At 55.0% G+C, this 20,839-nt stretch carries 19 protein-coding genes and 1 tRNA gene; 8 read left to right on the forward strand and 12 right to left on the reverse strand.

What is annotated here, in order from left to right:
* Positions 1–44: 44 nt before the first annotated feature.
* Positions 45–647: a LuxR C-terminal-related transcriptional regulator gene (locus APU11_RS00570; RefSeq protein WP_058650574.1), complete on the reverse strand. Its 603-nt coding sequence runs from the start codon at positions 645–647 to the stop codon at positions 45–47.
* Positions 648–1,357: 710 nt separating this feature from the next.
* Here APU11_RS00570 and APU11_RS00575 point away from each other — a divergent pair.
* The 5 genes from APU11_RS00575 (at position 1,358) to APU11_RS00595 (ending at position 5,374) form a co-directional block, all read left to right on the forward strand.
* On the forward strand, positions 1,358–2,149 hold the full coding sequence (locus APU11_RS00575; RefSeq protein ID WP_038982497.1) for a winged helix-turn-helix domain-containing protein: 792 nt from the start codon (positions 1,358–1,360) through the stop codon (positions 2,147–2,149).
* Position 2,150: 1 nt separating this feature from the next.
* Positions 2,151–2,633 (forward strand): hypothetical protein, encoded by a 483-nt coding sequence (locus APU11_RS00580; RefSeq protein ID WP_038982498.1) that lies wholly within the window; start codon positions 2,151–2,153, stop codon positions 2,631–2,633.
* A 238-nt stretch (positions 2,634–2,871) separates the two neighbouring features.
* Positions 2,872–3,759 (forward strand): helix-turn-helix domain-containing protein, encoded by an 888-nt coding sequence (locus tag APU11_RS00585; protein WP_038982500.1) that lies wholly within the window; start codon positions 2,872–2,874, stop codon positions 3,757–3,759.
* 85 nt (positions 3,760–3,844) lie between these two features.
* The gene (locus APU11_RS00590) at positions 3,845–4,843 is read left to right on the forward strand and encodes a class I SAM-dependent methyltransferase (protein WP_058650575.1); all 999 of its coding nucleotides are present in this window, start codon (positions 3,845–3,847) and stop codon (positions 4,841–4,843) included.
* 90 nt (positions 4,844–4,933) lie between these two features.
* Positions 4,934–5,374 (forward strand): acetyltransferase, encoded by a 441-nt coding sequence (locus APU11_RS00595; protein WP_058650576.1) that lies wholly within the window; start codon positions 4,934–4,936, stop codon positions 5,372–5,374.
* Here APU11_RS00595 and rhuM read toward each other — a convergent pair.
* Positions 5,371–6,408 (reverse strand): RhuM family protein, encoded by a 1,038-nt coding sequence (gene rhuM, locus APU11_RS00600; protein WP_058650577.1) that lies wholly within the window; start codon positions 6,406–6,408, stop codon positions 5,371–5,373. The genes APU11_RS00595 and rhuM overlap by 4 nt on opposite strands.
* Before the next feature lie 59 nt (positions 6,409–6,467).
* On the reverse strand, positions 6,468–6,809 hold the full coding sequence (locus tag APU11_RS00605) for a SymE family type I addiction module toxin (protein ID WP_045294542.1): 342 nt from the start codon (positions 6,807–6,809) through the stop codon (positions 6,468–6,470).
* Positions 6,810–6,934: 125 nt separating this feature from the next.
* Between APU11_RS00605 and APU11_RS00610 the strand changes: the two genes are divergently transcribed.
* Complete coding sequence (locus APU11_RS00610; protein ID WP_028028019.1) at positions 6,935–7,126, forward strand: toxin-antitoxin system HicB family antitoxin; 192 nt, start codon at positions 6,935–6,937, stop codon at positions 7,124–7,126.
* Positions 7,127–7,168: 42 nt separating this feature from the next.
* On the opposite strand, the gene APU11_RS00615 is transcribed toward APU11_RS00610, so the two are convergent.
* The 3 genes from APU11_RS00615 to APU11_RS00625 all read right to left on the reverse strand — a co-directional run bounded on the left by APU11_RS00615 (position 7,169) and on the right by APU11_RS00625 (position 8,260).
* Positions 7,169–7,462, reverse strand: a complete 294-nt coding sequence (locus tag APU11_RS00615; RefSeq protein ID WP_047352076.1) for a contact-dependent growth inhibition system immunity protein — start codon at positions 7,460–7,462, stop codon at positions 7,169–7,171.
* Positions 7,463–7,469: 7 nt separating this feature from the next.
* Positions 7,470–7,925, reverse strand: a complete 456-nt coding sequence (locus tag APU11_RS00620) for an RNase A-like domain-containing protein (RefSeq protein WP_058650578.1) — start codon at positions 7,923–7,925, stop codon at positions 7,470–7,472.
* 240 nt (positions 7,926–8,165) lie between these two features.
* Positions 8,166–8,260, reverse strand: a tRNA-Sec gene (locus tag APU11_RS00625).
* Positions 8,261–8,588: 328 nt separating this feature from the next.
* Between APU11_RS00625 and yicI the strand changes: the two genes are divergently transcribed.
* Positions 8,589–10,907, forward strand: coding sequence for an alpha-xylosidase (gene yicI / locus APU11_RS00630; protein ID WP_058650579.1), 2,319 nt, complete (start codon positions 8,589–8,591; stop codon positions 10,905–10,907).
* A 60-nt stretch (positions 10,908–10,967) separates the two neighbouring features.
* Here yicI and APU11_RS00635 read toward each other — a convergent pair whose 3' ends face one another.
* Together APU11_RS00635 and APU11_RS00640 are read right to left on the reverse strand one after the other, a co-directional pair.
* The gene (locus tag APU11_RS00635; RefSeq protein WP_029881892.1) at positions 10,968–12,671 is read right to left on the reverse strand and encodes an AsmA family protein; all 1,704 of its coding nucleotides are present in this window, start codon (positions 12,669–12,671) and stop codon (positions 10,968–10,970) included.
* A 119-nt stretch (positions 12,672–12,790) separates the two neighbouring features.
* Positions 12,791–14,182, reverse strand: coding sequence for a uracil-xanthine permease family protein (locus APU11_RS00640; RefSeq protein ID WP_058650580.1), 1,392 nt, complete (start codon positions 14,180–14,182; stop codon positions 12,791–12,793).
* A 225-nt stretch (positions 14,183–14,407) separates the two neighbouring features.
* On the opposite strand from APU11_RS00640, the gene gltS reads away from it, so the two are divergent.
* A complete protein-coding gene (gene gltS / locus APU11_RS00645) occupies positions 14,408–15,610 on the forward strand; it encodes a sodium/glutamate symporter (RefSeq protein ID WP_013094878.1) in 1,203 nt (400 codons plus the stop codon).
* Between the two features lie 2 nt (positions 15,611–15,612).
* Here gltS and recG read toward each other — a convergent pair whose 3' ends face one another.
* From recG to rpoZ, 4 genes are read right to left on the reverse strand one after another with little or no spacing between them, the layout of a single operon-like run.
* Positions 15,613–17,694: an ATP-dependent DNA helicase RecG gene (gene recG / locus APU11_RS00650; protein WP_058650581.1), complete on the reverse strand. Its 2,082-nt coding sequence runs from the start codon at positions 17,692–17,694 to the stop codon at positions 15,613–15,615.
* Between the two features lie 3 nt (positions 17,695–17,697).
* A complete protein-coding gene (gene trmH, locus APU11_RS28545; RefSeq protein ID WP_020686483.1) occupies positions 17,698–18,387 on the reverse strand; it encodes a tRNA (guanosine(18)-2'-O)-methyltransferase TrmH in 690 nt (229 codons plus the stop codon).
* A gap of 4 nt (positions 18,388–18,391) precedes the next feature.
* Positions 18,392–20,506: a bifunctional GTP diphosphokinase/guanosine-3',5'-bis pyrophosphate 3'-pyrophosphohydrolase gene (gene spoT, locus APU11_RS00660; RefSeq protein ID WP_013094882.1), complete on the reverse strand. Its 2,115-nt coding sequence runs from the start codon at positions 20,504–20,506 to the stop codon at positions 18,392–18,394.
* 19 nt (positions 20,507–20,525) lie between these two features.
* Positions 20,526–20,801, reverse strand: coding sequence for a DNA-directed RNA polymerase subunit omega (rpoZ, locus tag APU11_RS00665; protein ID WP_000135058.1), 276 nt, complete (start codon positions 20,799–20,801; stop codon positions 20,526–20,528).
* Between the last annotated feature and the right edge of the window lie 38 nt (positions 20,802–20,839).

Raw genomic sequence — 20,839 nt, forward strand, 5'->3', positions numbered from 1 at the left:
TTCCATGTTGTCGTTATGTCGGGTTGTGCTCTTGGTCGACAGATCTAACTGGTTAAAAAGACCAGCAAATCTGTCTTATTTCTGAGCCCAAGTTTTCTTATCGCTGAGCTTTTTAACGCGCTGACGCGGCGGTAAGAAAGCTGCTCTGTTTCGGCGATATAACGCATATCCAGACCTTTTCGCAGATCCTTCAATACTCGCCATTCGCCCGGCGTCAGCGATAACGCCGTGGGTTTCTTTTTTGGGCGATATCGGCTATCGACCATTTTTAATAAGCTGGCTCGCCAGTGATAAAGTGGCTCCTGCAGCGAGATATAGGCATCTATATCGCCGCGTATCCACAGCCAGGAATTGGCTGGCGCGGAATACATACAAATAAGGACGTCAGGCTGGCGGGATTTGATGTTTTTTATATATTTCAGGCAATCAAATCCCGCGTGATACTTTTCCGTGCCGGATAAAAAAATGACATCAACGGGGGTGGTTAAAAACACGGTTTCCATTAATGAATAATCATCGCTTGATGCTATTATCTGCATTTCAGGAACCATGTTTTTTAATACCGCGGCGATCCCCTGACGTGAAAAGTGATCGCCTCCCAACAGTGCGGTTGTTAAATGACGTTTATTTCCGGTTTTATTCGCCATGTTATTCCCTCGATTTATAATTGTAATGAGGCTCGCCCGTCTGGCAGAACGATGCCTGTATTTTCGAAGCAATTAAGCATTGCACGGTATGGAGTCACTATACGGATAGTGCGAAACAGGTAATCTGAATTAATCTTAATTTGTATTAAGTTGAGCTAAACGGATTTCTTCATTATCTCCCTGCCGTACCGGCTGCCTCATATTTGCCTGTAATTAATCATACCGACACTTTTTAATGAAAAGTTGGCTTTACTAAATGTTTTGTAAGGAAATTGTCTGGTGATGTCAGGTATTCGGCCCTGTTACTTACTTCTGATAACAATTTCAGGGTGAAACTGTTAATTATGACGGGGCTTTTAGACGAGTATGAGATGACTAAAAATGCCGACAGGCCGCGTCTTGTCTGGTTTCCTCGGAAAAAGTGAATAAAGGTCTCTGAATAATTCAGACACGGATGGCCGAAGCGTTCAATTCGCCGTTTTGTCGAGTTTTGTCAGTGTCAAGTCCGCGTGGGGAAAGGTAGCATGAGGCATTTTCAGGTGCTTTGCCAGATCTCATATGGCCAAAAAGGCGGTTAAGAGAACTTCAGATAAGCGGTTAAGAAAAAATAAAAATAAGATTTTTCGCCAGGCGCCAGGATATACAGACGCGGGTTTATCGGTCACATTAATCCTTAAACCGGCGTTTACAGGAGGTATTTAACGAGTCTTATGCATAAGTATTATATCATTAATGGCATCGTCGAGTTTCATCCAGCGGCCAGCACATTACGCGACCTCAATAATCCTGAACAGGTGGTGGTATTAAACTCGCCTGCCGGACGTTGTTTGCTGTTATTGATTGAAAGAGCCGGGAGTATTGTCACTCAACAGGAGTGTATGGACATTGTCTGGCAGCGTCGGGGAATGATGGTGTCGCCGAATACCTATTACCAGAATATCTCTATTCTGCGTAAGGGGCTGAAAAAAGCCGGGTTTGAAACCGATCCAATCGTCACGATCCCCCGTATTGGCCTGACGCTGGCAAGCGATACGCAAATTACGATTAAAGAGGCGCAGTTGCCCTCGGCAGAGCCAGAAGCACCGGTCCAGACCGTTCAGGAAGAGGATGGCGTGCCGCAGCCCGTGGCTCCTGTGACTCCCGTTGCTCCGGTTGCGAAACGTCGCTTCTGGCTGGTGGGCGCACTGCTGGCGCTGCTGTTAATCATTAGCGTGAGCGTCATCAGCTATAGCCGGCCGCATGACAACTATTTTGTGGACGGTTACCGCTTCACGACAATGATGGGAGAGTGTCGGCTCTATTTTGCCCGCGATATCGAGACGCCGCAGGACAGGGAAAAAGCGCTGGCCTATGCTGCGCCATTTAAAGATGAATGCAGCAGTTATCCCTGGATCTATATCAGTGGATATAGCCTGTTGCCGCGTGCTTCGGTGATCCGCTGCGACCGGGCAATGACGGAACCAAACCGTTGTATGTCAGATTACTTTATTCAGGATCATTAATATGGCTCGTTACCGTCAAACGCTGTTAACGCTCTGTTTGTGCCTGCTGGTGGGGGCGTTAGCCGCTGGTTATTATCTGTGGCAGCGTTATTACATTCACCCTTTTGCCTGTCAGGTGAACTTTATTCAGCACCATCCTGAAGAGACACTGACCCTGTGGCTAAATTATACGGTGGACGGTAACAACGGCACGCTCAGCATGAACGGTCGGGTGAAAAGCGATCCGGGTAAGACCTTTAATCGTAAAATATTCTTTCAGGTAGAGCGCAAAGATAATGTCTATTACATGCGATCTGTCCGCAATATCAAATTCCCCGATGATGACGTGAGCGACAGCTGGCTGGAGCAGTACGAACCGTTATTTTTCATCTACCCCAACGAGAGTATTTATATGCGAATTAAGAAACAGCAGAATGATAATTATTTATTCATTCTGGGGACGTTACCGACCTATGTGTGCCACCCCTCAAAAACGGAGGGCTGAACGGGAAAAGCGTTGCTGTTTTGTGGTCATCATTTATACTTTATTGAACCGCTAAGAAATATCTTAGAGTAATATAAGAGCAACACAATATGTTGCGATAATGTAATTAATATTTTTTGGCAAGGTAATGAAAACTTTAATTGATGACTCATGCAGGCGTGGTTCTGCACGAAATAAACCCCTGCATATCGGTTTATTTCTGTGGCCCCATTTTTCGTTATTAGCCTTATCGGGGTTAATGGAGGCGTTGCGTACGGCGTCCTGTGTACAAAAATCCAGACAGAAAATCGCGTTCAAACTCAGTCTGATAAGCACCCGGGCGGAATTGCCCATCACCAGCAGCGCCGGTATTAGCGTGCAGCCTGAAGCCGCGCATCTTACTCCGGGGGAATACGACTATATTGCCGTGATTGGCGGAAGCCTGGAGGATCTGGATAAGGGGCTCCCGGACGACCGGGCATTTCTTGCAGAGGCGCATCACAACGCCATTCCGCTGATCGGTATTGGCACCGGGAGCTTTATCCTGGCGGAAGAGGGGATCCTCAATGAACGGCGCGCCTCGATCCATCCTTATCATCATGACGTCTTCACGCAACGGTTTCCGCAGGTTTATGCCGAGCAGGGGCTGGATTTTATCGATGAAGGCGATGTGCTGACCTGCCCGGGCGGGATCTCGACGCTGACGCTAACCACGGCGCTGATTCGCGCCCATGCGGGCGACGATATTGCCGCCACCACGTCACGGCGTTTATCGCTCTCACCGCACGCCGTTACTACCCCACGGCCTGCCAATATTGCGCTGATCCCGGACTCGCGGCTGCGCAGAGCGGTCATGATCATCGAACAGTACCTGACACGCCCGCTTAGCGCCGCCGGGCTGGCCCAGGACGTCAAGCTGAGCGAGCGTCAGCTAAATCGCCTGTTTCACGCTGAGTTTGGTAAAACGGCACGTGAATTTATCCGCAGCGCCAGATTGCGCTATGCCTGCTGGCTGTTGAAGAACTCGCAGCAAAGCGTCACGGACATTGCGCGGCGGATGGGCTTTAGCGACTGCGCCCATTTTATTCGTCATTTCCAGCTTGAGTACGGCTGTACGCCAGGGGTATGGCGCACGTCGCAGAGCTAATGCCCCGATTTCGTGCTTTCTTCGTAGGGTATTACTGGTTTGCCTGGATACACTTCCGTTAAAAGCCCAACGGGGGGACGATGACATGAACTGGCAGCCTTTTCGCGGCAGCGCACCGGGAAATATGACCATTTTCAGTGCCTCATTTCCTGATGTCAGCGACCAGTGGCCGATGAAAGACGAGACTGCCCGGGAGATCAACGCGCTTAACCGGGCCCTGAAAGCCGACCCGGCGCTTCGCCCTCCGCTGATTGAATACGAAGAGGGCGGGCAGGCGGTGCTTGTCCCGCAGAACCGTTACTCCGAACAGGCTTTTCGCAACCGGCCTGCGCTTCTCGCGTGGCGCGCCCGGCTGGTTCCCACCGCGCTGGCGCTGTTTGTGGTGCAAAATCCGCTGGAGGACCGCCTCCCTGAAGGCACGAAAATGGACAGCGACAGCCGCCAGTGGTTTATTCACGCTAACGACGCCATCGGCGTGCGCTCCCGCGCAAAAGTGCTGGCTGCGCTGGTAGAGAAGTACATCCATAACGAGAGCGAGAACAACTGGGTGAGCCTGGCCAGCGGGGCGGCCATTCCCGTGCTGGAGGCGCTGCGCAACGCAAAGCTCGACGGTCAGCAGGTGTACCTGACGCTGGTAGATAAAGACCCCGTCGCGCTGAGCTGGGCCGAGACCATGGCCGCGCAGGAGGGGCTGGTTGTGGGCGAACAGCTGACGCTGCTCAGGCGCAACCTGCTGCATACGCTGGTGCGTAACGACGATTTACTGCTGGAGCTAGGCGAGCATCAGGCCGAACTGGTCGACGCGCTGGGCATATTTGAGTACTTCAACGATACCGATGCGGTGACTTTCCTGCAGCGCGCGCTGCGGCTGGTGAAGCCCGGCGGGGCGGTGGTTGTGTCGAATATGCTGACCAGCAGCCCGCAGATCGACTTTGTGCTGCGCGGTATTGGCTGGGAGGACATCCATCCCAGGTCGTTGCAGCAGTTGCAGGATATCCACCTTGCGGCGGGCGTGCCGGTGGAGAATGTCACCGTGGTGGTACCAAAGGATGGGGTGTACGCGGTGATGGAGGTGAAGGTTTAGCGCGATCGGTTCCCTCTCCCTGTGGGCTGAGGGGGAGCAGCACGCACAGCGTGACTTGCATTAGTTCGGTTTTCCAAACATGATCCCCTCATGAAAATAGAAACCGCACATCCCTCACACTTCGAACGCCTGGTCGCAATCTGGGAATCCTCCGTTCGCGCTACCCATCACTTTTTACAGGAAAGCGATATCGCGGCTCTGCGCCCACTATTGCTCAACGCGTATCTGCCAAACCTCACCGTCGTGATGGCCCGCGATGATGCAGGTATTATCCACGGCTTTTTAGGCGTGGATGAAAACCGCATTGAAATGCTGTTTGTTGATGATGCGAGCCGGGGAAAGGGCGTGGGGAAATTACTGCTGCACTATGCCATCGCAGAGTTTGGTGTAAACGAAGTGGATGTGAATGAGCAAAACACGCAGGGCGTCGCGTTTTATCGCCATATGGGGTTTGTGCAGGTCGGCCGCTCAGAGGTTGATGGGCAGGGGAATCCGTTTCCGTTGCTGCATATGCGGTTGAATCGGGATTAGCGCTTAGCCTGCTTATCCCATTTTAATAAGCCGATAATATCTTTCTCTCCCTCGGCTTCTTTCAACAGGCGCTGCTTCTTTTCATACTCAATGTATTCTGAACACGCCTTTTCATCCGCCGCTTTTTTGCTGATTTTGCCTGCGCCTTCTAAAACGTCCCGGTCGTTAAATTGCAGGAACTGATCGAGTTTGGTTTGCCAGTCTCGTAAAAATACCTGCTTGCGGCGTTTGGCCTGATCTTCAGCAAAGTCGAGCCACATATTAACGACACGATTTAGTTCGCTGACTTCATCCTGAGACAGATAATTTTTTGCTGTGGTGACATCGCTTTTACGGACTTCTTCGCCTTTATAGCTGGTCAGCCCCATATACGGTTGCGTGGCGTCCGCACGCTGGTGAATCAACTCAGCGGCGGTAAGGCCGGTGCAGGCAAAATGCAGTTTATTCTGGATGGTCTGGAAGAATTGCGTGGTTTCTTTGAGTGACGGCTGATAGTCAGCGGCTAATGCAAAAATCTCCCTCACACGGAGATAAACCCGGCGTTCGCTGGCCCGTATATCGCGAATGCGTTCCAGCATTTCATCGAAATAGTCAGGTACGGCGGATGATCCCACAGGCGGGTTTTTCAGGCGCTCGTCGTCCATAACGAAGCCTTTTACCAGATATTCCTGCAGCGTTTGGGTGGCCCACTGGCGGAACTGTGTCCCTCGCGTGGAGCGGACGCGATAGCCGATGGCGAGAATGACGGGCAGGCTATAGTGAAGTGTGTTGCGATTAACCTTGCGCTGACCTTCTTGCTGAACTTGTAAGTAAGACTTACAAGTTGCTTTTTGTTCAAGCTCACCCTCTTCGTAAATAGCTTTAATATGCTGTGTAATGGCTTGAGGAGTGACCTGATAAAGAGCCGCTATGGCTGCTTGCGACAGCCAGAGCGTTTCATGTTCAAAGCGACATGTGATGCGAACAGTTCCATCATCGCTGGCAAACATAATAAATTCGCCAGCCGGAGAGTGGATTACGTTTTGATCTGCCATGTCGCCTCCCTCTTTTGAGTAATTAACCTTACCAGCGTGTAGTATGCCAGAAACAGCCGCTAAGCCAGGTGGTTTGTATTTGATTTTGCGAGGCGCTTTCCATGATGCTGAGCTTGGATCGCCGCAAGCGCGTCCTCTATCTCAGTGAGCTTTGCTTTCGTCTGTTTATAATCATCCTGCAACCTCTGCTCCTGCTCGTTATACGCCACCAGAACGATGCATCCTTTCATCACCTTTACGGTCACTTGATGTCCGGTTTCAAACCCTGCCGCGCGTAGCCATTTGCCTGACAGAATGATATTGGGCGTGGATTTGTCGAAAACATTCGGGCGATATCCCACAATTAACGAACGCTCGGTTCCGGATTGGTCGGTGTCTGGGGTAGAATGCGAATCAGCCATAATCAACTCCTTGATAGTTGGTGAGGTTAGACGCTCCTGTTGTGTTCCCGCACATCGGAGCGTTGCTTGTAAAGGAGGGTTAGGTGGCCTCCTATATGGCTCAGAGTATATGGATAGGTGGCCTCATGTCAATCATATCGCGCGAAAAAAAACCAAAAGGCGGTGGGCAGTCCCCGCAATTTAAGATGCGTATTGATCCGGCATTGAAGGAGCAGTTGGATGCCGTGGCGGCTGAGGAAGGGGTGAGTCTCGCCAGTTGGTTGAAGGAACTGGCGAGGGAGGCTTTACGACGAAAAGGCCTGGAGCCAAAGGGATAATTCACTACGGGTTCATCGCACTTCGACAATGAGTCGCGGTTGCTAAGCAAGGGCAAGTCTGCGCACCGTCATCAGGAAGTCGTAAGAGGTCGTCTCCCACAGCTCAGGCGAAAAATCAAATCCATATCGGCTTTTGAACTCATCATCCAACTTGTCTCCGTAACACTCAATGAAAGTATCAATCTCTCCGGCTAACTCTTTTAACAACCAACCAGGTGCCGTCTTTTTAAATAGCCCAATTATTCCCTCAATTGTATCCTCATCATCATTAATGAGGTCATAATCCTGATTGAAGTAACCATGAATCAACTGATCAAGATGATAGAAATTTTGCATAATTCACCTACGGGGTCGGGAATTCAGTAAGGATATAGTAAGGCTTACCATTATATTCTTTCAGCTCAATAACAATCCTCACACTTCGCATGCTGATACGCTGTGTACTACCTCGTGAAAACCCATATCCAATCTCCTGACCTGCCGGGTAAACGATAGTGAGGCGCCCCCCTCTGTTTCCCCCGCCAAGTAATGATTTTATATTTGCTCGATTATAATATATTGCTCTTGATATAACGCTTTCTGCAACGTTTAAATTTTTAAATGTTGAAGACATTATGAGTCGCTTATTCTGCTCGAATCGGGCAAGTAACTCATTATCCGTTTCTACTGCTCCAAGTAAAACGCCAAGCCCCCCCAGTAATCGGTTACTTAGCGTTTCCGCTTCTGTCACGCTCTTATCTGAAAGCACCGCCGCCAGTTGTACCGGTGACATAACGACGGTCATTCCACTTTCTTCCATAATATAATTCCATCACCATATCCTTACCCGATAATAACCATAAATATCTTCGTTTGGTAAGAATAAATTCCTAATCTGTCTTTCTTGTTAAATTACGAAATAATAGTAGATGTAAAAGGATCGACTATTATTTAATATAGAGTCAAAGATAGCGTGTCGGACTGCCACGGCTCAGTGAATAACAATGCGAATGAAAATAGAGGTTTTTTAGACTTTCTTGGATAGTTGCGGACGAACTTTTGGCGGAAGATCACAGGAGTCGAACCTGCCCGGGAACGCTGGCGCCCCCAACTGGATTTGAAGTCCAGCCACCTCACCGGAGATGACGATCTTCCGCGCCTGCATTGCTACATGGAGGCGGGGCGCATTATAGCTACTTTCAGACATTTACCACATACCCCGACACACTTTTTTCACCTCTCTTTTGACCTGAACACCCCCATTTCAGTTAATTCTTAAGAAAATCCTCAGGTTAGCATTTCGTGCTCCGCGACATTTACCCCGATCACAAAAAACAAGAAACGTAATTTGCTAACCAGAAAACGCAATACTCGCTCCTGAAACAATGGTTTAAAACCTCTGTAACCGGTCTCAGTGCCTGTATCGCCACACTATAGGCACCTGACGGCCAGCAAAGGATTACAGAACCAGGAGGACGAAAGTATGAAAATCAGTGATGGAAACTGGCTTATTCAACCTAGCCTGACCGTGACGTATCCGGTCCAGGTGTTCGATGTGGAGCAGCAGGGCAATGACCTGGTGGTGTATGTGGCACCGCGCGACGTCCGCGAACGCGCGTGGCAGCTCGATACGTTGATGTTCACCGTCCGGCTCTTCGCACCGCAGGAAGGGATTGTCGGGGTGCGCATCGAGCACTTCCAGGGGGCGCAGGACAAAGGCCCGCACTATCCGCTCAACGTGCTGAAGGACGTAAGGGTCGAGACGGTAAATAACGCCGAATACGCCGAGCTGAAAAGCGGAAATCTCAGCGTGCGCGTCACCAAAGGCGAATTCTGGGCGCTCGATTTTCTGCGTAACGGCCAGCGGATCACCGGCAGTGAACTGAAAAACAACGGCTACGTGCAGGACAGCAACACGAATCGCAACTATCTGTTCGAACGTCTGGATCTGGGCGTCGGGGAAACAGTTTATGGCCTCGGTGAGCGCTTTACCGCCCTGGTGCGCAACGGTCAGCAGGTCGATACCTGGAACCGCGACGGCGGCACCAGCACCGAGCAGTCCTACAAAAATATTCCGTTCTATCTCACCAACCGCGGCTACGGCGTGCTGGTCAACCATCCGGAAAATGTGTCGTTTGAAATCGGCTCGGAGAAGGTCTCCAAAGTACAGTTCAGCGTCGAGGGCGAATATCTGGAGTATTTTGTGATCGACGGCCCGACGCCAAAAGCGGTCCTGGACCGCTACACGCAGTTCACCGGTCGTCCGGCGCTGCCGCCAGCGTGGTCCTTCGGCCTGTGGCTCACCACCTCGTTTACCACTAACTACGACGAAGCAACGGTGAACAGCTTCATCGACGGCATGGCCGAACGCGACCTGCCGCTGCACGTCTTCCATTTTGACTGCTTCTGGATGAAGGCCTTCCAGTGGTGTGATTTTGAGTGGGACCCGGTGACTTTCCCGGATCCAGAAGGGATGATCCGCCGCCTGAAAGATAAGGGGCTGAAGGTCTGCGTGTGGATCAACCCGTACATCGGCCAGAAATCGCCGGTGTTTAACGAGCTGAAAGAGAAGGGCTATCTGCTGAAGCGCCCGGATGGCAGCGTGTGGCAGTGGGATAAATGGCAGCCCGGGCTGGCGATTTACGACTTCACTAATCCGGACGCGTGCCGGTGGTACGCCGACAAGCTGAAGGGCCTGGTGGAGATTGGCGTGGACTGCTTCAAAACCGATTTCGGCGAGCGTATCCCGACGGATGTGCAGTGGTTTGACGGTTCCGATCCGCAGAAGATGCACAACCATTACGCCTTCATCTATAACGCGCTGGTGTGGAACGTGCTGAAAGAGACGGTAGGCGAGGAGGAGGCGGTACTGTTTGCCCGCTCGGCGTCCGTCGGCGCGCAGCAGTTCCCGGTACACTGGGGTGGCGACTGCTATGCCACCTATGAATCCATGGCGGAAAGCCTGCGCGGCGGGCTGTCGATTGGTCTGTCCGGCTTCGGGTTCTGGAGCCACGATATCGGCGGGTTCGAAAACACCGCCCCGGCGCACGTCTACAAACGCTGGTGCGCGTTCGGGCTGTTCTCCAGCCACAGCCGCCTGCATGGCAGCAAATCCTACCGGGTGCCGTGGGCGTACGATGATGAGTCCTGCGACGTGGTGCGCCACTTTACGCAGCTGAAATGCCAGCTGATGCCGTACCTCTATCGTCAGGCGGCGCTGGCACGGGAGTGCGGCACGCCGATGCTGCGGGCGATGATGCTGGAATTCCCGGACGATCCGGCGTGTGACTATCTCGACCGTCAGTACATGCTGGGGGATGCCTTGATGGTGGCGCCGGTGTTCTCCGAGGCGGGTGAGGTGCAGTTTTACCTGCCGGAAGGTCGCTGGACGCACTTGTGGCACAACGATGAGGTTCAGGGCTGCCGCTGGCATAAGCAGCAGCACGATTTCATGAGCCTGCCGGTTTATGTGCGCGACAACACCTTGCTGGCGCTGGGTAACAACAAGCACAAACCGGACTACGCCTGGAATGAGGGCACGGCCTTTCAGCTGTTTAACCTGGATGAGGGCGCAACAGCGGTGAGTAAAGTGCCTGCGACTGACGGTTCGGTGGTATTTACGCTGAAGGCGTCACGCAAGGGCGACACCGTGACCCTTACCGGCGCGGGTGACGCGCGGAACTGGTCGGTATGCTTGCGCAACGTGCAGAAGGTGACTGGTGTGAAAGGTGGCTCATACGCGGGCAGCGAGTGGGGCGTGGTGGTGAACGCGGAGGGGGATGAGGTGGTGGTTCACCTTTAATTCCCCTCACCCTAACCCTCTCCCCAAAGGGGCGAGGGAATGGTTTACTCCCTCTCCCTTTCAGGGAGAGGGCTGGGGTGAGGGTGGTGTTGAAACTACACCACCCGTCATGGTCTGCTGAACCTGCTGTTTATCCATATTTACCGCGCTCAGCTTGCCATTTACCGTTGGCTTCAGCGGGGCATTCGCCTGCACACTCCCGCTGGCAGTCAGCTGAATATTGCCGTCGCCGCTCACCGGCAGCGCGGGCCAGCCCCACTGCTGCAGGATGTTGAGCGGCACGCCGCGCCCGTTCAGGCTCACCGTGGTCTGTCGTTGCGCAAGCTGAGAAACCGTCGCGGTGGCTTCCAGAATGCCTTTCTCGGTAAAGGCGCTCAGATCGGTGATATTGACCGTGGCGGCGTTAGCGTTCAGCGCCAGCGACGGACGTCGCACGTCCACGCGGTTAAAGGTGGCTGCTGCGCCGTTTAGCGTGGCGCTGCCGCCCCATACGCCCCATTTGTGGTCCTGCGCCAGCTGCAGGTTAGCCCCATAGCCATCAAGAGAGGTGATCTGCCACGGGAACGCGGGATCAATGTCGATCACCAGGTTGCGGCTCAGGCCGAATTTCTTCAGCGTCACGCTGTTCAGCCATTCCGGCAGCGGATCCATCCACAGCGTTTTCCAGTTCTGCGGCAGGGTGTACTCCAGCCCGGCGACGGCGACATCGTCCAGTACCAGCGCTTTACCGTCGCGCAGCCAGTTGCCGGAGGTGCGCACCATGCCCCCTTCCCAGCGGGAGGTGAACTGGCGCAGCGCCACGCCCTGCGGAGAGAATTCCGCATTCAGGATCGGGTCGAACAGATGCAGCGAGCCGTAAATAAATTCGCTGGCATTCATGGATAAACGCCCGTCCTGGCTCTGCCAGTCTCCTTTGCTCAGCGTCAGGTTGCGCAGGCTGAGATCCAGATCGGTTACGGCCCAGTCTGGCCCCTGCAGGCGCGCATCGGTGACTTCCAGGCGGCCAATCTGCAAGGAGGGGATGGTATTGAGCGGCGCGAAGAAATCCAGCAGCGATTTATCGCTCTGCAGGCGGATCTCGTTCAGGCGCATGGTGTCGATGACCCAGCTTCCGTCGGCGTTGCGCAGGGCGGAGCCGGTAAGCGAGCCGCGCGCCATATCGGCGCCGATGGTGTTCAGCACCACCTCCTTGCCGTTCAGCTGGCCCTGGATTAGCACGTTAGTGGCCGGTACCCCGTTCAGGGTGAGCGAACCCGCGCTCATCTGGATCTGCGCATTTTTGCCCAGCACGTTACCCGCTTCTGGCTGCCACGGACTGACGCCGCCCGTCACTTTTTGCGCGCTTAAATCCCACTCCGTGTTGGGGCTGTTGAAGGCCATGTTGTTTAGCTGCAGACGGTCTGCCTGGAAGGGCATCGGCGCGGTCTGCGGAGAGAGGTTCAGCGTGCCATCGACCAGGGTGATGGTGTCCATATGCAGTGGATCGGTGAGCTGTCGGCTGCCAAGACCAATATCGACTTTTTTAGCCACCAGCGTGGCGGGCTGACCGTCGCGGCCAAAGGTGACGTTTTCCAGAAGGATGTGGGAAGGCGACGAAAAGCGGTGGTCCATCAGGTCGAAACTGAGTTCGTAATCGGTGTTCACCGTTACCCAACTGCTGACCTGTGACGCACCCCAGCGGGTCTGAAGCAGAAAATAGAGTGCCAGCAGCACAAGGAGCAGGGCTACCAGAAGATAGACGAGCAGCTTTCCAATAAATTTCATGGTCTTCCTTCCCGCGAAACGTACATAAAGGAGTTATGCACGATTTATGCGCAATGCTCAAGGCGGGAATGGTGTAAAGAGATGTCACGGCAGGCATTGACAGCCTGCCGTGAGGACAATCAGTTTTTCTCTGGCGGGAAAACGAGGTTCAGCACGATAGCGGTGATACCGCCAGCGGCGATGCCGGAAGAGAGCAGGTTTTTCACCCAGTCCGGGGCAAACTGCAGGATCAGCGGCTGCTGAGAAACGCCCAGACCCACGGCCAGCGACAGGGCAATAATCATGATCGCGCGGCGGTTCAGTGGCTCGCGGGAGACGATTCGCACGCCCGAGGCCGCGATAGTACCGAACATCACCAGCGTTGCTCCGCCGAGAACCGGCTCAGGGATGTGCTGTACAAAACCACTCACGGCCGGGAACAGGCCAAGGACAATCAGCATCAGCGCCACCACAAACCCGACATAACGGCTGGCCACGCCGGTCAGCTGGATCACGCCGTTGTTCTGCCCGAAGCAGGAGTTCGGGAATGTATTAAACACGGCAGAGACAAAGGAGTTCAGACCGTTTGCCAGCACGCCGCCTTTCAGACGCTTCATGTACAGCGGGCCGGACACCGGCTGCTCCGAGACATCGGAGGTGGCGGTGATATCGCCGATGGTCTCCAGGGAGGTGATCATAAAGACCAGCATCAGCGGCAGCAGCAGACCCCAGTCAATGCCCAGGCCGTAGTACAGTGGAGTAGGAACGGTGATCAGCGCGCTGTTGGTCGGCGCGGTGTTTTCCGGCAACATGCCCAGCGCCCACGCCAGCAGGTAACCGGCCGCCATGGCGATCACCAGCGAGGCCACGCGCAGATACGGGTTACGCTGACGGTTGAGCAGAATAATGATGGCCAGCACCACGCCAGCCAGCAGCAGGTTTTTTGGTGCGCCAAAGGTGTGGTCGCTCATTGCGGCATAACCCCCACCGATGGAGGTCAGCCCCACCTGAATCAGCGACAGACCGATAATCATCACCACCACGCCCGAGACCAGCGGGGTGATTACGCGGCGAGCCAGATGCAGAACACGGGAGATCACCATCTCCGTGCAGCTGGCCAGCATCAGCGTGCCGAACAGCGCCGCCATCATGGTCGGTACATCCGCCCCGCCGGTTTTTAACGCCGTACCGCCCATTATCAGCGGTGCCACAAAGTTAAAACTGGTACCCTGAATCGACAGCAAGCCAGAGCCCACCGGACCCCAGGCTTTAATTTGAATAATTGAGGCTACGCCGGAGGCAAAGAGGGACATGCTGATGATGTGCTGCGTATCCTGAGCCGGTAAACCCAGCGCCTGGCAGATCAACAGCGCCGGGGTGATTACCGCAACAAACATGGCCAGAAGATGCTGGCAGGCAGCGAAGAGCGTCTGCGGAAGCGGTGGGCGGTCATCAAGACGGTAAATCAGTTCGCTATTTTGCTTCTGCGCAATCGGTTGCGCATCAGGAGACTCTATGCTGTTAACGGACATCGACGGTAATCCCACGGTGGAAAAGCGGGCATTTTATCTGACCACCTGGTAAAAGCAAACGATTGCCAGCAAAAAAAACAGAGAAAATCTGCCGGTATGAGCAGGTTTTCTACAACGTGGAGGAAAAAAAAATTACACTTTTCGCGCCGGTAGCTCATGACGAGCATAAGCCGGCCCAGGATAACGCCGCGTGTGTATGGAACACGCGCATAACAGGAGCCTCTTATGATTCATCTCGATACGTTGTCGACCCTTGTTGCCGCAACGCTGGTTCTTCTGCTTGGTCGCAAGCTGGTACACAGTGTTTCCTTTCTGAAAAAGTACACCATTCCTGAACCTGTCGCCGGGGGGTTGCTGGTGGCGCTGGCCCTGCTGGTGTTGAAAAAAAGCATGGGCTGGGAAATCGATTTCGATATGTCCCTCAAAGATCCGCTGATGCTGGCCTTCTTTGCCACTATCGGCCTGAACGCTAACCTGGCGAGTCTGCGCTCGGGCGGTAAGGTGCTGGGCGTGTTTCTGATTGTCGTGGTTGGTCTGCTGCTGATGCAAAACGCCATCGGCATCGGTATGGCGTCTCTGCTGGGGCTGGATCCGCTGATGGGTCTGCTGGCCGGATCCATCACCCTGTCCGGCGGGCACGGTACCGGGGCGGCGTGGAGTAAGCTGTTTATTGAGCGCTATGGCTTTGAAAACGCAACGGAAGTGGCGATGGCCTGCGCGACCTTTGGTCTGGTGCTTGGCGGTCTGATTGGCGGCCCGGTAGCGCGCTACCTGGTGAAGCACTCCACCACGCCAGACGGCAGACCGGACGATGAACTGGTCCCCACCGCGTTCGAAAAGCCGGACGTTGGCCGCACCATCACCTCGCTGGTGATGATTGAAACCATCGCCATGATCGCCATCTGTCTGACGCTGGGTAAAGTGGTTGCGCAATGGCTGGCGGGCACGGCCTTTGAACTGCCGACCTTTGTTTGTGTGCTGTTTATCGGGGTGATCCTGAGCAATGGTCTGGCCCTGATGGGCTTCTATCGCGTGTTTGAACGTGCGGTCTCGGTGCTGGGTAACGTCTGCCTGTCGCTGTTCCTGGCGATGGCCCTGATGAGCCTTAAGCTGTGGGAACTGGCGTCGCTGGCGCTGCCGATGGTAGCCATTCTGGCGGTGCAGGCGCTGTTTATGGCGCTCTATGCCATGTTCGTTACCTGGCGCATGATGGGCAAAAACTACGATGCCGCGGTGCTGGCGGCGGGGCACTGTGGGTTTGGTCTGGGTGCCACGCCAACGGCAATCGCCAATATGCAGGCAATCACCGAACGTTTCGGGCCTTCGCACATGGCGTTTCTGGTGGTACCGATGGTTGGGGCATTCTTTATTGATATCGTCAACGCGCTGGTGATCAAGCTGTACCTGATGCTGCCGATGTTCGCCTGAGATCAGGCGTTGGAGTAGCGCTCAGTTTCCGGCATCCAGCGCTCAATTAACGCTGCCGCCTGTTCGGGGTAGCGTTCATGAATATGGCGGGCAAGGCGCTGAACTTCAGGGATCATGGCCTGATCGCGCAGCAAATCTGCCACTTTGAATTCAGCGTTCCCGGTCTGACGTGTGCCCAGGAGCTCGCCCGGGCCACGGATCTCCAGGTCTTTTTGCGCAATGACGAATCCGTCGTTGCTGTCACGCAGTACCTGCAAACGCATCTGCGCGGTTTTTGAGAGCGGGGCTTTGTAGAGCAGAACGCAATGTGAGGCCACCGCACCACGGCCCACGCGGCCACGCAACTGGTGTAACTGCGCAAGCCCCAGACGCTCCGGGTTTTCGATGATCATCAGGCTGGAGTTTGGCACATCCACGCCCACTTCGATCACCGTTGTGGCGACCAGCAAATGCAGCTCGCCCTGTTTGAAGGATTGCATGACGGCCTGTTTTTCTGCGGGCTTCATGCGACCGTGCACCAGGCCCACCTTCAGTTCCGGTAGCGCCAGCTTCAGCTCTTCCCACGTTGCTTCTGCGGCCTGCGCTTCAAGCAGGTCAGACTCCTCAATCAGCGTGCAGACCCAGTACGCCTGACGCCCTTCATGGGTGCAGGCGTTGCGCACGCGATCGATGATGTCGCTGCGGCGGGTATCCGGGATGGCCACCGTCGTGACCGGCGTACGGCCCGGCGGTAGCTCGTCAATGGTGGAGGTGTCCAGATCGGCGTAGGCGGTCATCGCCAGGGTTCGCGGAATAGGCGTGGCGGTCATGATCAGCTGGTGCGGATGGAAGCCCTGCTGCAGCCCTTTTTCCCACAGCGCCAGGCGCTGATGCACGCCAAAGCGGTGCTGTTCATCGATGATCACCAGCGCGAGGCCGTTAAACTGCACCTGCTCCTGGAAGATGGCATGGGTGCCGACAATCATCTGCACCTCACCGCGAGCGATGGCGTCCTGTTGCGCAAGACGCGCTTTGCCCTTTTGTTTTCCGGCAAGCCAGCCCACCTCAATGCCCAGCGGGGCGAACCAGGCGCGGAAGTTATTCGCGTGCTGCTCCGCCAGCAGTTCCGTCGGCGCCATCAGCGCCACCTGCTTGCCGTGGGCAATGGCGCGCAGGGCTGCCAGGGCGGCAACCAGCGTTTTACCAGAGCCTACATCGCCCTGCACCAGGCGCATCATGGGCACATCAAGCGCCATATCGCGTTCGATCTCGGCGGTGACGCGCGCCTGGGCACCGGTAGGTTTAAACGGCAGGGAGGCCAGCAGCTTATCCTTGAGCTCATCACGCGGGCTTAAGGGCTGGGCATGAAAACGCTGCGCACCGGCGCGCAGCGCCAGCATGCTCAGGTTATGCGCCAGTAATTCCTCAAGGATAAGACGCCGTTGGGCAGGGTGTTTGCCGCTTTCTAAATCGCTGAGCTGCAGCGTGGGCGGCGGGCGATGCAGCGTACGCAGCGCTTCCGGCAGGCTCATCATTCCCTGCGCCAGCTCAGGCGGTAGCAGTTCGGCGATGGCGCAGGTATCGAGTAACTCCAGGGCCTGGTCGGTGAGCTTACGCAGCGTCGCCTGCTTGATACCTTCCGTTGTCGGGTAGACCGGAGTGAGCGTCTCCTGCAGCTCCGGCGTGCTGAGATCGCCCTGCACGCGGTACTCCGGGTGGATCATCTCTGCGCCATATTTCCCGCGTTTGGCTTCGCCATACGCCAGCACCCGGCGGCCCGTCGCAAGGCTGTTTTTCATCGCCGCGTTGAAGTTGAAAAAGCGCATGGTGAGAATGCCGGTGCCGTCGCTGATTTGACAGGTCATCATCCGGCGGCCGCCAAAGGTGATGTTGCAGTTCAGCACCTCGCCCTCAACGGTGGCGTAAATCGCGGGCAGCAGATCGCCAATCTTATAAAGTTGCGTGCGGTCTTCATAACGCAGGGGGAGGTGGAGCAGGAGATCCTGCACGGTGTGCAGGCCAATTTTGCCCAGTTTACTGCTTTGTGCCGCGCCCACGCCCGTCAGGCTATTGAGCGGGATGGCATCCAGCAGGCGGCCTTTCATCGGTTACCCTGCGTACTGCATGGTGGCCCACCACCCGGCATCGGCTTCAATTTCGCCCTGCGCGTTGACGTGGGGGTAAGGCAATTTTTTCTGCTTTGCAACACGAGCCAGCACCGGATAGCCGCCTTCAAACAGCAGGCGCTGCTGTTCGTCTTCCGGCAGCATGCTGTTGCTGCGCTCGTACATCCCGGCGTTCTGACGCTGGCGTTGGGCTTCATACAGAATGAGGGCGGAGGCCACAGAGACATTCAGGGACTGCACCATGCCGATCATGGGGATGATGATGTCCTGATCCGCCAGATCCAGCGCTTCCTGAGTGATCCCGGTTTTCTCCTGACCCATCAAAATGCAGGTCGGGCGGGTGTAGTCGATCTCGCGGAAATCGACCGCTTTGGCAGACAAGTTGGTGGCAAGAATTTGCATACCGCGACCTTTCAGGTGCGATACGGCTTCTCCGATGGTCTGATGGGTTTTGACGGACACCCAGCTGTTACTGCCTGCGGCTGTCGACGCCATGGTGCGCATGCGGGCACCGGGCCAGACGGCGTGCACTTCATGCACGCCGACGGCGTCTGCGGTACGGACAATGGCAGAGACGTTATGAGGTTTATGGACCTGCTCCATGCAGACCGTCAGATCAGGCTGACGCCTGGCGAGCATTTCGCAGATACGTGCATAACGTTGTGCATTCATAAAACTAGTTTCGGTTTCGGGTGACTTTAATGACGTCCGGCATGACGCGGATCTTGCGCATAATATTTGCCAGATGCACGCGGTCGCGGGCGGTCAGACGAATAAAGGCGCTGTATACGCGGCCATCTTTTTCTTCCGTATTCAGGCTCTGAATGTTGGAAGAGGCCGTGTTGATCGCTGCCGTCAGGTTCGCCAGGGCACCCTGGTGGTTGAACATATCCACCTTAATTTCGGTGATAAATTCCTGCGCCGTCTCTTTATCCCACTCGACCGCCATAAACTTCTCCGCCTCTTTTTGATAGCCGCGGATGTTACGACAAGATTCATGGTGGATAACCAGCCCTTTGCCCGGGCTGACGTGCGCAATAATCGGATCGCCAGGAATTGGACGGCAACACTTCGCAAAGGTGATAAGCACCCCGTCCGCGCCTTTGATCGGCAGATGCGCGTGGCCGGATGCGCCAGGTGCGGAAGGTATTGCTTCGCCCTGCTGCAGGTTTTTGGCCACCACGACGCTCATGGCGTTACCCAGCCCAATTTCCGCCAGCAGATCGTCCAGAGAGGTGAGCTTCATCCGGTCGAGTTCACGCTGGATATGTTCTGGTGGGATCTCTGCCAGCTTACGGCTGCCACCCAACGCATGGTTGAGCAGACGACGCCCAAGGCTGACGGAGTCATCACGCTTGAGGTTTTTCAGCAGCTGACGGATTTTGGCGCGCGCTTTGGAGCTCACAACAAAGTTCAGCCAGGCCGCGTTTGGACGTGCGCCCGGTGCGGTGATGATTTCGACTGTCTGGCCGCTGGCGAGCGGTTGAGACAGCGGATAAGGCTGTCTGTCTACGCGTGCGCCTACGCAGGCGTGGCCGATATCGGTATGCACGGCATACGCGAAGTCGACCGGAGTCGCGCCCGCAGGCAGTTCGACAATACGCCCTTCAGGCGTGAAAACGTAAATCTCATCCGGGAAGAGATCGGATTTTACGCTCTCGATAAATTCAAACGAGCTACCCGCACTCTGCTGCAGCTCGAGCAGGCTCTGCATCCAGCGCTGGGCGCGGATTTGTGCCGTAGTGCTGCTTTCACCACCGTGCTCTTTGTAGGCCCAGTGTGCGGCGACACCCATCTCCGCCATCTGGTCCATGTCTTCGGTGCGGATCTGCACTTCAACAGGGACGCCGTGCGGGCCGATCATCGAGGTATGCAAAGATTGATAGCCGTTCGCTTTTGGAATGGCGATGTAATCTTTCATGCGCCCTGGACGCGGCTTGTAGAGGCTGTGCATCTGCCCCAGAACGCGATAGCAGGTATCGGCATCGTGGACGATCACGCGGAACGCGTAAATATCCATGATCGAGTGAAAACGCTGCTCTTTGAGCACCATTTTGCAGTAAATAGAGTACAGGTGTTTTTCGCGACCGCTCACGCGACAGGGAATGCCCGCTTCCTGTAAACGTCCTTCAATTTCCGAGAGGATCTTTTGAATCATCTCTTTACGGTTACCGCGGGCGGCTTTCACCACCTCTTTAATGACGCGATAGCGGTTCGGGTACAACGCTTCAAAACCCAGCTCTTCCAGCTCGGTTTTAATGTGATGGATACCTAAACGGTGCGCCAGCGGACTGTAGATTTCGAGGGTTTCACGGGCAATGCGGCGACGTTTGTCCGGGCGGAGTGAGCCCAGCGTGCGCATGTTGTGGGTACGGTCAGCGAGTTTGATGAGAATGACGCGGATATCCTGCACCATCGCCATAATCATCTTGCGAAAGTTTTCGGCTTGCGCCTCTTTCTTGTCGCGGAAGTTCAGCTTATCAAGCTTGGACACCCCTTCCACCAGTTCGGCAACGCTTTTGCCAAACAGCTGTTCCATATCCTGGTAAGTGGCAGGGGTATCTTCGATCACGTCGTGCAGCAGAGCGGCCATCAGCGTTTCATAGTCGAGTTTCATCTCGGCCAGAATGCAGGCCACCGCTACCGGGTGCGTGATATAGGGTTCACCGCTTGAACGTGTCTGGCCCTCGTGAGCGTCACGTGCAACGAGATAAGCCTGCTGAAGACGCTTAATCTGGTCTTCAGGCAGGTAGGTTTGAATCAGTTGATTCAGGCTTTCAAACAGATACAAGGGCGACCCGCAGGTTTAATTAACGACGACCTTCAGCAATTGCGGTTACGGCCTGCAGTTCTGCGGCTTCCTGCTCTTGCTGCTCCTGGCGCTCACGTACGTCGAGGATCTGGTTGTTGATCAGACCTTCTTCGATTTCGCGAAGTGCAATTACGGTGGTTTTATCGTTTTCTTCCGGTACCAGCGGATCTTTTCCGCCTACCTGCATCTGACGAGCGCGACGCGCGGCGACCAGCACCAGGTCAAAACGGTTACCAATTTTCTCTACAGCGTCCTGAACAGTTACGCGTGCCATACTTAAAATGCTCCACAGGTGAAGAAATGACTGGGCAT

The sequence above is a fragment of the Enterobacter sp. 50793107 genome, assembly GCF_001463365.1.
GTDB lineage: Bacteria > Pseudomonadota > Gammaproteobacteria > Enterobacterales > Enterobacteriaceae > Enterobacter > Enterobacter cloacae.